A 13403-nucleotide genomic window follows, 5' to 3' on the forward strand; every position below is an offset into this window, starting at 1 on the left:
TATGATCCGCCGTTCGTTGCCCGCTGTTTTCGCCATGATTTTTGCCGCGCCGTTGCTGGCCGCGCCCGCCGGTCAGCAGACGCTGTTCAACTTCGTGCGCCCGGCCGACGTGGTCAAGGTCGCCACGGAAAACGCCGACCTGCCGCAGGCCAATGCCGAACAGACCGCTGAAGGTGAAGTGCTGCGCCGGGTGACGTTCAACCCGGTCGCCCGACCGACCTTGCGCCTGACTCCGCAGACCGGCGCTTGGGACTGGTCGCAGTCCGGCATGATGACCCTGCGTCTGCAAAGTGCGATGAATTGGGCGGTCACAGTCTATGTGCAGATCCAGAGCAACGATGGCCGCACTCTGGTCAGCCGCGTCGATCTGCCCGCAGGCCCCGCGCAGACCTTGCTGGTGCCGCTGGTGGCTTCGACGCCGCTGAGCCAGGGCATGAAAGCCGGGCCGCCGATGCCGATGACCGTCGATGGCCAACGCATTCTGCTGGCCAGCAGCACGGGCGAGATCGATCGCAGCCAGGTGGTTTCGGTGAGTCTGTCGATGGATCAGCCGAAAGTTGCGCAGAGCCTGTTGCTTGAGCGTTTCGGCGTGCAGGACGGCGAGTCGGTGACGCGCGCGGTGTACGGTAATCTGGTCGACGCATACGGTCAGTCAACCCGCAGCAAGTGGCCGGAAAAAGTCAGCAGCGACGAGCAACTTAAAAGCGCCGCCAACAAAGAGCAGCAACAACTGAATACGTGGCTGACCGAGCGTGAAAAGGCTTCGCTGGACAAGTTCGGCGGCTGGAACAAAGGCCCGGCGTTCAAGGCCAGCGGCTTCTTCCGCACGGAAAAACGTGATGGCCGCTGGTATCTGGTGACCCCTGAAGGCCACCCGTTCTATTCGCTGGGCGTCAACACCGTCAGCCCGCAGGTCAACCAGACCTACGTGGCTGGTCGTGAGTACATGTTCGAATCGTTGCCGAAGAACGACGACCCGCTGGCCGCGCATTTCGGCGAGGGCGACAACCGTGGCGGCAATGGCGCCGATCAGGGCCGTGGCTATGGCAACGGCCGCTGGTACGACTTCTATGGTGCCAATCTGCAACGCCTGTACGGCGAACCGTGCAAGGCGGACAGCGACAACAAGGCCGGGATTGCCGAAGCGGCGAAGGCGGGCGCGGCTGAGGCCGGCTCGGTGCAGGCTGCTGAGACTGCAGCGGTGCCTGCCGAGCCGAAATCGGGTATTGCCGAAGCGGCGCAGACCGATGCGGTGCAAGCGTCCAGCGCGCAAACCTCTCCGTGCACAGCCGCGATTGATGAAGAACGCTGGACCCGCCATACCCTCGACCGCCTGCAAGCCTGGGGCTTCAACACGATAGGCAACTGGAGCGCGCCGTCGCTGGCGGATGCCGATCGCGTACCGTACACCTTGCCGCTGTCGATCGTCGGCGACTACACCAGCATCAGCACCGGCAGCGATTGGTGGGGCGGCATGCCGGATCCGTTCGATCCGCGTTTTGCCATGGCCACCGAGCGCGCCGTGGCCATTGCCGCCCGCGATCATCGTGACGATCCGTGGCTGATCGGTTATTACGCCGACAACGAACTGGCCTGGGCCGGCCCTGGTGACGATCCGAAGGCTCGCTACGCGCTGGCCTACGGCACGTTGAAAATGACCACCGACGTACCGGCCAAACGCGCCTTTCTCAAGCAATTGCGCGACAAGTACCGCAATCAGGCCGGACTGTCCAAGGCCTGGGGCATCGATTTGCCGGCATGGGAGTTGATGGAAGATCCGGGGTTCGTGCCGCCATTGCCGAACCCGGAACATCCGGAGATCGAAGCGGATTTCAAATACTTCCAGAAGGTCTTTGCCGACACCTATTTCAAGACCATTTCCGATTCGCTGAAATGGCACGCGCCCAACCAGATGCTGCTTGGCGGTCGCTTCGCCATCAGCACGCCTGAAGCCGTGGCGTCGTGCGCGCAGTATTGCGATGTGTTGAGCTTCAACATGTACACGCTCAAGCCGCAGGACGGTTACGACTTCGCCGCACTGGCAGCGCTGGACAAACCGGTGCTGATCACCGAATTCAACTTCGGCTCGGCTGACCGGGGGCCGTTCTGGGGCGGCGTGACGCAATTGGCCAAGGAAGAAGATCGCGGTCCGGCTTATGTCAACTTCCTCAAACAGGCGCTGAGCGAACCGTCGATTGTTGGCGTGCACTGGTTCCAGTATCTCGACCAACCGGTGACCGGGCGTTTGCTCGACGGCGAGAACGGGCATTTCGGTCTGGTCGGGGTGACCGATCTGCCTTATCAGGGCTTCGTCGAGGCGGTGCGCAAAAGCAATCTGCAGGCGCTGGAGCAGTTGGGCAAGGAGGCGCAGAAAGCACCGGTTGCCGAGGTTGAAGGTGGGCGCAAGGCCGAGGCTGGCAATGCGCCGGGGGCTGCGCAGGCGGGTGGGCATTCGGGGAATGGTCACTAGGTTTCAGACCGCGTTATCGTTCTTCGCGAACAGGCTCGCTCCCACACTGGATATCAACAGCAGAGGAGATCCCCTGTGGGAGCGAGCCTGCTCGCGAAGGGATCACCATAAATTGCCGATCAACCGTCCGGCCCGCGCCTGTTCCCAAATCCCTCAAGGGCTGGAACAATGCGGGCCACTTTGTAGAGCGTTTTCGCGGGGGAGTTGCGGGTGCAGATTCAGGGACATTACGAGCTTCAATTCGAAGCGGTGCGCGAGGCTTTCGCCGCACTGTTCGACGATCCCCAGGAACGCGGCGCAGCCCTGTGCATCAAGGTCGGTGGAGAAACCGTCCTCGACCTCTGGTCCGGTACCGCCGACAAGGACGGCAGCGAAGCCTGGCACAGCGACACCATCGCCAACCTGTTCTCCTGCACCAAAACCTTCACCGCCGTCACCGCGTTGCAACTGGTGGCCGAAGGCAAGTTGCAACTCGATGCCCCGGTTGCCCGCTACTGGCCGGAATTCGCCGCCGCCGGCAAAGAATCCGTCACCCTGCGCCAATTGCTCTCCCATCAGGCCGGCCTGCCGGCGCTGCGCGAACTGCTCGCGCCTGAAGCCCTTTACGACTGGCAAACCATGGTCGACGCCCTTGCGGCCGAAGCGCCATGGTGGACTCCGGGCACTGGTCACGGTTATGCCGCGATCACCTACGGCTGGCTGGTCGGTGAATTGCTGCGGCGCGCCGACGGTCGTGGGCCGGGCGAGTCGATCGTCGCTCGGGTCGCCAAACCGTTGGGCCTGGATTTCCATGTGGGTCTGGCTGATGAGGAATTTCATCGTGTCGCGCATATTGCGCGTGGCAAGGGCAACACCGGCGACGCCGCGGCCCAGCGCCTGCTGCAAGTGACCATGCGCGAACCGACAGCCATGACTACCCGCGCCTTCACCAATCCGCCGTCAGTGCTGACCAGCACCAACAAGCCGGAATGGCGACGCATGCAGCAACCGGCGGCCAACGGCCACGGCAATGCGCGCAGTCTCGCCGGGTTCTATGCCGGCCTGCTCGACGGCAGCCTGCTCGAGAGCGAGATGCTCGAAGAGCTGACCCGCGAGCACAGCCTTGGCGATGACAAGACTTTGCTCACGCGCACCCGTTTCGGCCTCGGCTGCATGCTCGATCAACCGGATGTGCCCAACGCCACCTACGGCCTCGGCCCGCGCGCGTTCGGCCATCCGGGAGCAGGCGGCTCGATCGGTTTTGCTGATCCTGAGCACGATGTGGCTTTCGGTTTCGTGACAAATACCCTGGGCCCTTACGTTTTGATGGATCCGCGCGCACAAAAACTGGCGCGGGTGCTTGCCACTTGTCTGTAAAGCTTCGACAGAGGTTCCAGGGTCGGAACCTCGAAGGGATTTTCGTTTCAAAACGGCTGTTTATCCGGGCGAAAGTGCTCTGATTTTTCATTACTTCATTTTGTGGATTTTCAATGTCATCTAAAAAGACCCTCGCCCTGGCCCTGTGTGTAGCGCTCACCGGTTGCGCACAGACCCCGAAAAACGATGCGGACGGCAGCAGTTGGTGGCCGTTCGGCTCTTCCGACAAAGTCGCGGCCAAAGATTCTGCTCCGGCTCCTTTGAAACCTGCAGCGACCGCACCAGTTGCCAAGGCCGAAAGCAGCAATCCGTGGTACTGGCCGTTCGGTTCCAGCGATGAAGCGATCAAGGCTGATCTGAAAGCCGAGGTCAAACCTGAAGCCAAACCGGTCGAGGTGGCCAAAGCCGAGGCCGAGTCCAATGGCAAATGGTGGTGGCCGTTCGGCGGCAAGGACCAGCCAACCGTCAAAGCCGTGCCGATGCCCGATCCGAAGGTGACCCAGGCTTGGCTCGATGACTACGAACCGCGTCTGCGTGAAGCGGTGAAGGACAGCAACCTGCAACTCGAACGTCGCGACAACGTACTGGTGGTTACGGCGCCGGTGGAAGGTTCGTTCAACCCGGACCGCCCGGCGATGCTGCTGCCGGTCACCCTTGGCCCGTTCACTCGCGTGGCGAAAATCCTTGAAGCCGACCCGAAAACCGCGGTGCTGGTGCTCGGTCACAGCGATACCAGCGGTTCCGCGCCAGCCAACGTCAAATTGAGCCAGGAGCGTGCGCAATCGGTGGCGGCGATCTTCCGCCTCAGCGGCTTGCAGCGTGATCGCCTGATGCTGCGCGGCATGGGTTCCGAAGCGCCGCGTGCGGCCAACGACAGCGTTGAGGGCCGTGCCTTGAACCGTCGTGTCGAACTGCTGGTGACTCCGCAAAACACCATGGTTGCGCTGCTGAGCAAATACAACATGCCAGCGCCGAAGCCGGTGACGATGGTTGCTGCGCAAGATGTCAAGCCAGTGGTCAAACCGGTTACCCCGGCGCCTGCGGCGAAAAAAGCCGCTGTGCCGGCGGCGAAAAAGGCGCCAGCCAAGAAAACCGCCGCCAAGGCTCCGGCGAAGAAGGCTCCGGCCAAGGCTCCAGCGAAAAAAACTGCACCAGCCAAAGCCGCCGCGACCGACAAGAAAGTCGCCGCAGCCGACGCTGCCAAGAAGTGATCCGCTAACGAAAAGGAATCCGCCATGACCCAGGCTCTGGCCGATATGCGTCGCGACTACACCCGTGACGGTTTGACCGAGGCGCAAGCCCCGGCCGAGCCGTTTGCGCTGTTTCACCAGTGGTTCGCCGACGCGGTGAAAACCGAGCAGGCGCCGGTGGAAGCCAATGCCATGACCCTGGCCACGGTCGACGCCGACGGTCGTCCGCATTGCCGCATTCTGTTGCTCAAGGGCCTGGACGAGCAGGGCTTCACCTTCTTCACCAACTACGACAGCGCCAAGGGCCAGCAGCTGGCGGCCAACCCGTTTGCCGCCATGACCTTCTTCTGGCCAACCCTGGAGCGCCAGGTGCGCATCGAGGGGCGGGTGGTCAAGGTCACGGCGCAAGAGTCCGATGCGTATTATCAGGTGCGTCCGCTGGGTAGCCGCCTCGGCGCCTGGGCCTCGCCGCAGAGCCGGGTCATCAACGGTCGTGGCGAACTGGAAGATTTGCTCAAGGCCACCGAGCAACGCTTCAGCGACACCCAGCCGCATTGCCCGGAACATTGGGGTGGTTACCGCTTGGTGCCTGAGCGCATTGAGTTCTGGCAGGGCCGTCCGAGCCGCCTGCACGATCGCCTCAACTACCGCCTCCAGGGCGCCGAGTGGATTCTTGAACGACTGGCACCCTGAGCAGTCTACCGAGCGGATAAAGGGCAATGGCGCAGGATCGATGATTTCACGCTACTTTAAGTGGGACGCTCGCGGGCATCTGTACCCAGCCTGAATGGAAGCCAATTTTATCCGGATGGTGTCGTGACAGGCGCCAGGCCACGGAGTTTAATGAACACATGTTCTTTTGGAGTTGATGCTATGCGTAAGTCTGTTCTGCTGGTTGCTTCTTTTTCGACGATGGCGATGTTGCTGACCGGCTGCCAATCGAGCCTCACTGGCGACTCCTACTCCCGTGACGAAGCGCGTCGTGTACAGACGATTCGCATGGGCACCATCGAATCCCTGCGACCGGTAAAAATCGAAGGCACCAAGACCCCGATCGGCGGCGCAGCAGGCGCAGTGGTCGGCGGCGTCGGCGGTAGCGCCATCGGCGGCGGCAAGGGCAGCATCGTCGCTGCGGTCATCGGCGCAGTGGCCGGCGGCCTGCTTGGCTCGGCAACCGAAGAAGGCCTGACCCGCACCCAGGGCGTGGAAATCACCGTCCGCGAAGACGACGGCAGCATGCGCGCCTATGTGCAGCAGGTTCAGGAGAATGAAGTATTCCGCGTTGGCGAGCGGGTACGGATCTCCACCGTTGGCGGAACCAGCCGCGTATCGCACTAAGCGAGAAGCTGGGTGAAAGAAAACCCCGATCAGGTGTCTGGTCGGGGTTTTTCTTTGCTTGTGAATTGCTCATTCAGTATGTGGCGTAGGTGCCCATGAAGTATTCGAGGCCCTTTGGAAAACTGACGTTGAGCAGGTTTTCCAATGCGGTTACCTGATCCAGAGTCAACAACAGCTCGCCGGGTTCCACCTCATCCAAGGGCTTTGATTCAATGAGCTGGGCCACTTTTTCATTCATCTCGCTGCCTGTGATATCCAGCTCGAATTGCAAGGAGTCATCTTGGGCTTCGTCAGGGAAAAAACCGGTAATTAAAAGAAAGTGCATGGAGCTAATACTTCCGGGGCTGTTAGCCGTAGTCAAACGAAATTTGATAGTCGTGAACTCTCAAATCGATTTGATGTTGAAAATACGGCTGAATGGTGGCGAGCCAATTTTGAGCGACGTTGAAACTGCCATTGTTGATGTTGTCCGCGGCGGGAATCCCCAAGGCGTTTAACACTGACTCGTCACCACCCAGGTCTTTTGACGACTCTTCCCCCTGAAACTCCAAGGTTGCTGTGTCGTACCATTCCAATCTCAGTTCCAGTCCCATCTACCATTGATCCCGGTAAACGAACGATACCTGATAGTCGTAAGAAGAAAATTGAATGGAATGCTGGAAGTGGGGCTGGAGAGTCTTGATCCAATCGGCTTTTACATCAAATCCGCCGTTATTGAAGCTTTTCGACGGTAGGCCTAATGCTTCCATTAATGAGCCGTCCTCGCCAAAATCTTTCGACAGTTCCTCCCCCTCACCCAGTTCGGTTTGTTGGTCGTACCATTCGAGTCTGGCTTTGAGTCCCATGTAATCCTCATAAATATTTTTTAATACTACGGTTTTTTTTGGGTGGATCTATCTGTTCACCAGTTCTGTGGTCGTAAGAGCCTAAATGGCTGCCATCACTTGCGCGATAGGCTTCAAGCTCGCCATGTAAATAGTCCCATTCATAAATTATTCGGCCTTTTGCATTGATCCAGCGATCCCGGAGCCCACCGTTGAACGGCGTTTTCTTTTTTGCTCTTCTTAAATCGGGAAAGGCTGTGATATCCGACGTATCGGGGGCGGGGTGATAGGTATTGTCCGTCGCCCTGCGGTGGGTTTTGCACCCGGGGAATGTCCTTGTTCCGCGCCACTGATCGTCCCTTCGTTCACCATCGACAGCCCCTCGAGTAGGGGCCGCACGACGTTATCGAAGCGGGGAAAGTGTGGCTGTAGGACGCGTCGCTAATGAAGTGGGGATTGTTCGCTGCGTAACTGTGAGGCGAGAAATCTGCGGCGAGGGGTGAAGCTCCCTCGCCACAGGGGTCATTGCAGTTGTGAATTCTTGCGACTCGCCGCCGCCGTCACCGCATAACCAATCACCGCCGCGAGAATCGAGCCGGTGAGGATGCCCATGCGATCCATGCCGGCGTAATCACTCACGCCGGGTTCGAAGGCCAGCGAGCCGACGAACAGGCTCATGGTGAAGCCGATGCCGCAGAGGATTGCCACGCCGAGGACCTGGCCCCAATTGGCGCCTTGGGGCAGGGCGGCGATGCCGATCTTGACCGCCAGCCAGGTCAGACCGAACACGCCGACGGTCTTGCCCAGCAGCAGGCCGATGGCGATGCCCATCGGTACGTCGTGGGTGAAGCTTTCGACGGTGACGCCGCTCAGTGACAGGCCGGCGTTGGCGAAGGCGAACAGCGGCAGGATGCCGTAGGCGACCCAGGGGTGCAGCGCGTGTTCGAGGGTCAGCAGCGGCGACGACTCGGCGTTTTTCGTGCGCAGGGGAATGCAGAAAGCCAGGGTCACGCCGGCCAGTGTCGCGTGGACACCGCTCTTGAGCACGCAGACCCAGAGGATCAGGCCGATGATCATGTAAGGCCCGAGCTTGACCACGCCGAGCCGGTTCATCGCCACCAGCGCGGCAATGCACGCAGCCGCCAGGCCAAGGGACAGGGTCGAGAGTTCGCCGGAATAGAAGATTGCGATGATGACGATGGCGCCGAGGTCATCGATGATCGCCAGGGTCATCAGGAACAGTTTCAGCGACACCGGCACGCGCTTGCCGAGCAGCGCCAGTACGCCGAGGGCGAAGGCGATGTCGGTGGCGGTCGGAATGGCCCAGCCACTCAGGGCCGCAGGGTTGTCGCGATTGAGGAACCAGTAGATCAGCGCCGGCACCAGCATGCCGCCGATCGCCGCTGCGCCGGGCAGGACGATTTGCGAAGGCTTGGACAATTGGCCGTCGAGCACTTCGCGTTTCACTTCCAGGCCGATCAGCAGGAAGAACATCGCCATCAGGCCGTCGTTGATCCACAGCAGCAGAGGTTTGGCGATTTTCAACGCGCCGATCTGCGCCACCACCGGAGTGTCGAGCAGGCCGGTGTACAGCCACGACAGCGGTGAGTTATTGATGATCAGCGCGAGAACGGCTGCGGCGATCAATAGCAGACCGCTGGCGGCTTCCAACTGAAAGAAACGCGTGAAAGTGCTACGCAGAGGCAAGGTCGCTCTCCATCGAATCAAGAAAAAGGTGAAACACCCTAACTCGTACCGTTAGTTGTTAAAACAAAAGTTATATTCTTTTTTGTTATATGTCGTTACAGGCTGTCTGGTACGGGCAGCACTGAGCCTAGCAGTTGCCTGACACATTGAGACTCAGCTGTATCTTTGCCGCCTGCGGGATTTTTCCTAAGCTTGCGGCAGACCTTTTCAGGAGACCGATCTCCTGCCTGATTCAATGAGAACCGAAACCATGAGCGACAACCGACAGTGGGCACGCGAAGCCATCCGCATCATCGAGGCGGACTTCCAGCGCAGCGCCGACACCCACCTGATCCCTTTGCCGCTGCCCGGTTTTGCCGGCATCGAGTTGTATTTCAAGGACGAATCCAGCCACCCGACCGGCAGCCTCAAGCATCGCCTGGCCCGTTCGCTGTTCCTTTACGCGCTGTGTAACGGCTGGCTGAAACCCGGCGCGCCAGTGATCGAGGCATCCAGCGGCTCGACGGCGATCTCCGAAGCGTATTTCGCGCGCATGCTCGGTTTGCCGTTTATCGCGGTGATGCCCGCGACCACCTCGAAAGAGAAGATTGCCCAGATTGCCTTTTACGGTGGCCAGAGTCATCTGGTGCAGGATCCGACGCAGATCTACGCCGAATCCGAGCGCCTGGCCCGCGAGCATGGTGGTCACTTCATCGATCAATTCACCTACGCCGAACGCGCCACCGACTGGCGAGCGAACAACAACATCGCTGAATCGATCTTCCAGCAGATGCGCTACGAAAAGCACCCTGAGCCGACCTGGCTGATTTCCAGCCCCGGCACTGGCGGGACTACAGCGACCCTTGGTCGATACGTGCGCTATCGCCAGCACTGCACCCGCGTGTTGTGTGCCGATGCCGAGCGTTCGGTGTTCTTCGATTTTTACCAGAGCGGTGATGCCAGCCTGCGTCTGGATTGCGGTTCACGCATAGAAGGCATTGGCCGGCCTCGGGTGGAAGCGTCGTTCCTGCCCAAGGTGATCGATGCGATGGTCAAGGTGCCGGACGCCTTGTCGCTGGCGGCCATGCATTATCTGGCGCAGCGTTTGGGGCGGCATGTCGGCGGGTCGAGCGGGACCAATTTGATCGGTGCGCTGATGGCAGCGCAGCAGATAAAAGCGGCGGGGCAGTCGGGGTCGATCGTGGCGATCCTGTGCGATGGCGGCGAGCGTTATGCCGACACGTATTACGATCAGGAGTGGCTGAAAGCGCAAGGGTATGAACTGGGTGATTTGATTGCAGCGGTGGCGGCGAGTGCCGAGCGCGGGGAGGCGCTGCCGACCTCGGTGCTGCGCGCGAACATCTAAAGCCAAATGCAGAAACCACTGTGGGAGCGAGCCTGCTCGCGAAGGCGGAGTCACATTCAACAACTTCGTTGAGTGACAGACCGCTTTCGCGAGCAGGCTCGCTCCCACAGGGTTTTGTGTTGGGTCAGCTGATGCTGATCAGGCTTCCAGTCCGAGGATATCGCGAGCCACTGCCTCGGCAATGCGAATCCCGTCGACACCCGCCGAGAGAATTCCGCCGGCATAGCCCGCGCCTTCACCGGCCGGGAACAGGCCTTTGACGTTCATGCTCTGCAGCGACTCGTTGCGGGTGATGCGCAGCGGCGATGAAGTGCGGGTCTCGATTCCGGTCAGCACGGCGTCGTGCAGGGAATAACCGCGAATCTGCTTCTCGAACGCGGGCAAGGCTTCACGGATCGCCTCAATGGCAAAATCCGGCAGCGCCAAGGCCAGATCGCCCAGCGCCACGCCTGGTTTGTACGAAGGCTCGACTTCGCCCAGTTCGGTCGACGGCTTGCCGTTGATGAAGTCGCCAACCAGTTGCGCCGGGGCCTTGTAGTCGCTGCCGCCAAGGATGAACGCGTGGGATTCCAGGCGCTCCTGCAACTCGATACCGGCGAGCGGGCCGCCCGGATAATCGACTTCCGGGGTGATGCCGACGACGATGCCGGAGTTGGCATTACGCTCGTTACGCGAGTACTGGCTCATGCCATTGGTGACCACGCGATTCGGTTCCGACGTCGCCGCGACCACGGTGCCGCCCGGGCACATGCAGAAGCTGTACACCGAACGCCCATTCTTGGCGTGGTGCACCAGTTTGTAATCGGCAGCGCCGAGTTTCGGGTGGCCGGCGTATTTGCCCAGGCGCGCGCGGTCGATCAGCGACTGCGGGTGTTCGATGCGGAAGCCCACCGAGAACGGCTTGGCCTCCATGAACACGCCACGGCTGTGGAGCATGCGGAAGGTGTCGCGGGCACTGTGGCCGAGGGCCAGAACCACATGCTTCGAATGCAGGGTTTCGCCGCTGGCCAGTTTCACGCCGACCAGTTGGCCGTCTTCGATCAGCACGTCGCTGACGCGCTCCTGGAAGCGCACTTCACCGCCCAGTTCGCGGATCTGCTCGCGCATGTTTTCGACCATACCGGTCAGGCGGAACGTACCGATGTGCGGCTTGCTGACGTAGAGAATTTCTTCCGGCGCGCCGGCCTTGACGAACTCGTGCAGGACTTTGCGGCCGAGGAATTTCGGGTCCTTGATCTGGCTGTACAGCTTGCCGTCGGAGAACGTGCCCGCGCCGCCTTCGCCAAACTGTACGTTGGACTCGGGATTGAGCACGCTTTTGCGCCACAGGCCCCAGGTGTCCTTGGTGCGCTGACGGACTTCGGTGCCGCGTTCGAGAATGATCGGTTTGAAGCCCATCTGCGCCAGCAGCAGGCCGGCGAAGATGCCGCACGGGCCGAAACCGACGACGATCGGCCGCTGGCCGAGATCGCTCGGTGCCTGGCCGACGAATTTGTAGCTGACATCCGGCGCCACGTTGACGTTACGGTCGTCGGCGAACTTGCCCAACACTCTGGCCTCGTCGCGTACGTTGAGGTCGATGGTGTAGATGAAGCACAGTTCGGAGGACTTTTTGCGCGCGTCATAGCTGCGCTTGAACAAGGTGAAATCGAGCAGATCATCGCTGGCGATGCCCAGGCGTTGCACGATGGCGACGCGCAGGTCTTCTTCGGGATGGTCGATTGGCAGCTTGAGTTCAGTGATTCGTAACATGGGGGGGATCCGGATTCGCGGGGCGCACAACTGCGCCAGGGCGTTTGAAGGCGGCGATTATAAGCCGCCGCGAGCGGATCCGTGGGAGAAAAACGATCAGTCGTTACGCGCGCCGCCGAAATAGCCGCACCCGCGCTGCACCTGACCGTCGATACGCAATTCGGCGCTCATGTGCTGCACGCTGCCGGTGCTGCTGTCGACGCAGCGCTGTGGCGCGACCCACAATTCGATGCGCTGGTTGTTGGCTTCGCTGCTGAGATTGAAGCGGCCGTCGCCCAGTTGCTCTTCCACATACGGCACGGCCAGCGGCGGCTGGCCGTCGCGCTCGATGACCATGCCTTTGCCGCTGACCTTGACGTTCCATTCCGGGCCATGACCGGCGGCGCGCAGGATCAGCAGTTTGAAATTCGGATCGTCGCAGGCCGTGCCCGAGCGCTCGACGCGATACAACTGGCCGAGGTCGAGACGATCGCCGGAAACCTTGCCGCGCACATCGGCAAACAGCTTGCCCTGCTCGTCGGCGAGGGTGGCGGCTTCTTGCAGGACGCTGGTGCCGCCGATGTCGTTGACCACCAGTTGCCGCTGCTCCTGGCACGGCTGGAACACCAGTTTGCCGTCGGCGGCGGTCAGTTGCCCCTGCATCCGCGTCTGCCCGGCATGGGACACACTTTCACGCTGGCCGTCGAACAACTGGCAGGCGGCAAACATCGGCAGCAGGGCAACGAGGACGAACGAACGGGCAACACGCATCTTTGGCTCTCCAGACAAGTGTCGCCACGTTACGCAGCCTGACCGTTCATCACAAGGGCCTTAACCCACGTGAAACGTCTGACCGGTTTGCAGGCCTTCGACACTTTTCGCGTAGGCCAATGCGACTTCCGCTGCAGCAACCGGCTTGAAGCCACGGAAGTAGGGCGCGTATTTGCCCAGGGCTTCGGTCAGCACGGTCGGGCTCACCGAGTTCACCCGCAGGCCACGCGGCAGTTCGATGGCGGCGGCGCGGACGAAGCTGTCGAGGGCGCCGTTGACCAGCGCTGCCGAAGCGCCGCTGCGAATCGGGTCGTGGCTGAGCACGCCGGTGGTGAAGGTGAACGAGGCGCCGTCATTGGCGAACTCGCGGCCGATCAGCAGCAGATTGACCTGGCCCATCAACTTGTCTTTCAGGCCGAGGGCGAAGCTGTCCCCAGTCATCTCGTCGAGCGCTGCAAAAGTCACGTTGCCCGCCGCGCAGATCAGCGCATCGAACTTGCCGGTCTGTTCGAACAGCTTGCGGATCGACGCGCTGTCGCTGATATCCACCTGCAAGTCACCGCTGTTGCGACCGATACGAATGACCTCGTGGCGTTGCGACAACTCTTTGTCCACCGCCGAACCGATGGTGCCGCCTGCGCCTATCAACAGAATTTTCATCGAGCTGTACC

The 13403-nt window shown here is 61.0% G+C and carries 13 protein-coding genes and 1 pseudogene; 6 read left to right on the forward strand and 8 right to left on the reverse strand.

The window, feature by feature from the left end; translation table 11 throughout:
* Position 1 precedes the first annotated feature (1 nt).
* The 5 genes from PS14A_RS05260 (at position 2) to PS14A_RS05280 (ending at position 6354) form a co-directional block, all read left to right on the forward strand.
* Entirely contained in the window at positions 2-2470 is a 2469-nt protein-coding gene (locus PS14A_RS05260) for a beta-galactosidase (RefSeq protein ID WP_212615454.1), read from the forward strand.
* Between the two features lie 210 nt (positions 2471-2680).
* On the forward strand, positions 2681-3826 hold the full coding sequence (locus PS14A_RS05265) for a serine hydrolase domain-containing protein (protein WP_212615455.1): 1146 nt from the start codon (positions 2681-2683) through the stop codon (positions 3824-3826).
* 113 nt (positions 3827-3939) lie between these two features.
* Positions 3940-5037, forward strand: coding sequence for an OmpA family protein (locus tag PS14A_RS05270; RefSeq protein ID WP_212615456.1), 1098 nt, complete (start codon positions 3940-3942; stop codon positions 5035-5037).
* A gap of 24 nt (positions 5038-5061) precedes the next feature.
* Positions 5062-5709: a pyridoxamine 5'-phosphate oxidase gene (gene pdxH / locus PS14A_RS05275; RefSeq protein WP_137215362.1), complete on the forward strand. Its 648-nt coding sequence runs from the start codon at positions 5062-5064 to the stop codon at positions 5707-5709.
* Positions 5710-5889: 180 nt separating this feature from the next.
* The gene (locus PS14A_RS05280) at positions 5890-6354 is read left to right on the forward strand and encodes a glycine zipper 2TM domain-containing protein (protein WP_016771369.1); all 465 of its coding nucleotides are present in this window, start codon (positions 5890-5892) and stop codon (positions 6352-6354) included.
* Positions 6355-6427: 73 nt separating this feature from the next.
* Here PS14A_RS05280 and PS14A_RS05285 read toward each other — a convergent pair whose 3' ends face one another.
* From PS14A_RS05285 to nhaA, 5 genes and pseudogenes are all read right to left on the reverse strand, one after another.
* Positions 6428-6679: a pyocin S6 family toxin immunity protein gene (locus PS14A_RS05285; protein WP_130912010.1), complete on the reverse strand. Its 252-nt coding sequence runs from the start codon at positions 6677-6679 to the stop codon at positions 6428-6430.
* A 22-nt stretch (positions 6680-6701) separates the two neighbouring features.
* A complete protein-coding gene (locus tag PS14A_RS05290; protein ID WP_095180547.1) occupies positions 6702-6947 on the reverse strand; it encodes a colicin E3-like toxin immunity protein in 246 nt (81 codons plus the stop codon).
* Complete coding sequence (locus PS14A_RS05295; protein ID WP_095180548.1) at positions 6948-7199, reverse strand: colicin E3-like toxin immunity protein; 252 nt, start codon at positions 7197-7199, stop codon at positions 6948-6950. It abuts the gene before it with no gap.
* A 7-nt stretch (positions 7200-7206) separates the two neighbouring features.
* Positions 7207-7452 (reverse strand): annotated as a pseudogene (locus tag PS14A_RS05300) (colicin E3/pyocin S6 family cytotoxin); the annotation flags it as partial.
* A gap of 248 nt (positions 7453-7700) precedes the next feature.
* Positions 7701-8885: a Na+/H+ antiporter NhaA gene (nhaA, locus tag PS14A_RS05305; RefSeq protein ID WP_122505756.1), complete on the reverse strand. Its 1185-nt coding sequence runs from the start codon at positions 8883-8885 to the stop codon at positions 7701-7703.
* Between the two features lie 250 nt (positions 8886-9135).
* Here nhaA and PS14A_RS05310 point away from each other — a divergent pair, with 250 nt between their 5' ends.
* Entirely contained in the window at positions 9136-10230 is a 1095-nt protein-coding gene (locus tag PS14A_RS05310) for a PLP-dependent cysteine synthase family protein (RefSeq protein WP_212615457.1), read from the forward strand.
* Between the two features lie 138 nt (positions 10231-10368).
* On the opposite strand, the gene PS14A_RS05315 is transcribed toward PS14A_RS05310, so the two are convergent.
* The 3 genes from PS14A_RS05315 to PS14A_RS05325 form a co-directional block, all read right to left on the reverse strand.
* Positions 10369-11982, reverse strand: coding sequence for an NAD(P)/FAD-dependent oxidoreductase (locus PS14A_RS05315; protein ID WP_212615458.1), 1614 nt, complete (start codon positions 11980-11982; stop codon positions 10369-10371).
* A 96-nt stretch (positions 11983-12078) separates the two neighbouring features.
* Entirely contained in the window at positions 12079-12732 is a 654-nt protein-coding gene (locus tag PS14A_RS05320; protein WP_110645952.1) for a hypothetical protein, read from the reverse strand.
* Between the two features lie 60 nt (positions 12733-12792).
* Positions 12793-13392 carry a short chain dehydrogenase gene (locus tag PS14A_RS05325; RefSeq protein WP_110600024.1) on the reverse strand — a complete coding sequence of 200 codons (600 nt, stop codon included), beginning with the start codon at positions 13390-13392 and terminating at the stop codon, positions 12793-12795.
* Positions 13393-13403 lie beyond the last annotated feature (11 nt).

This window comes from Pseudomonas sp. 14A (assembly GCF_018132745.1).
Classification (GTDB): domain Bacteria; phylum Pseudomonadota; class Gammaproteobacteria; order Pseudomonadales; family Pseudomonadaceae; genus Aquipseudomonas; species Aquipseudomonas mercuritolerans.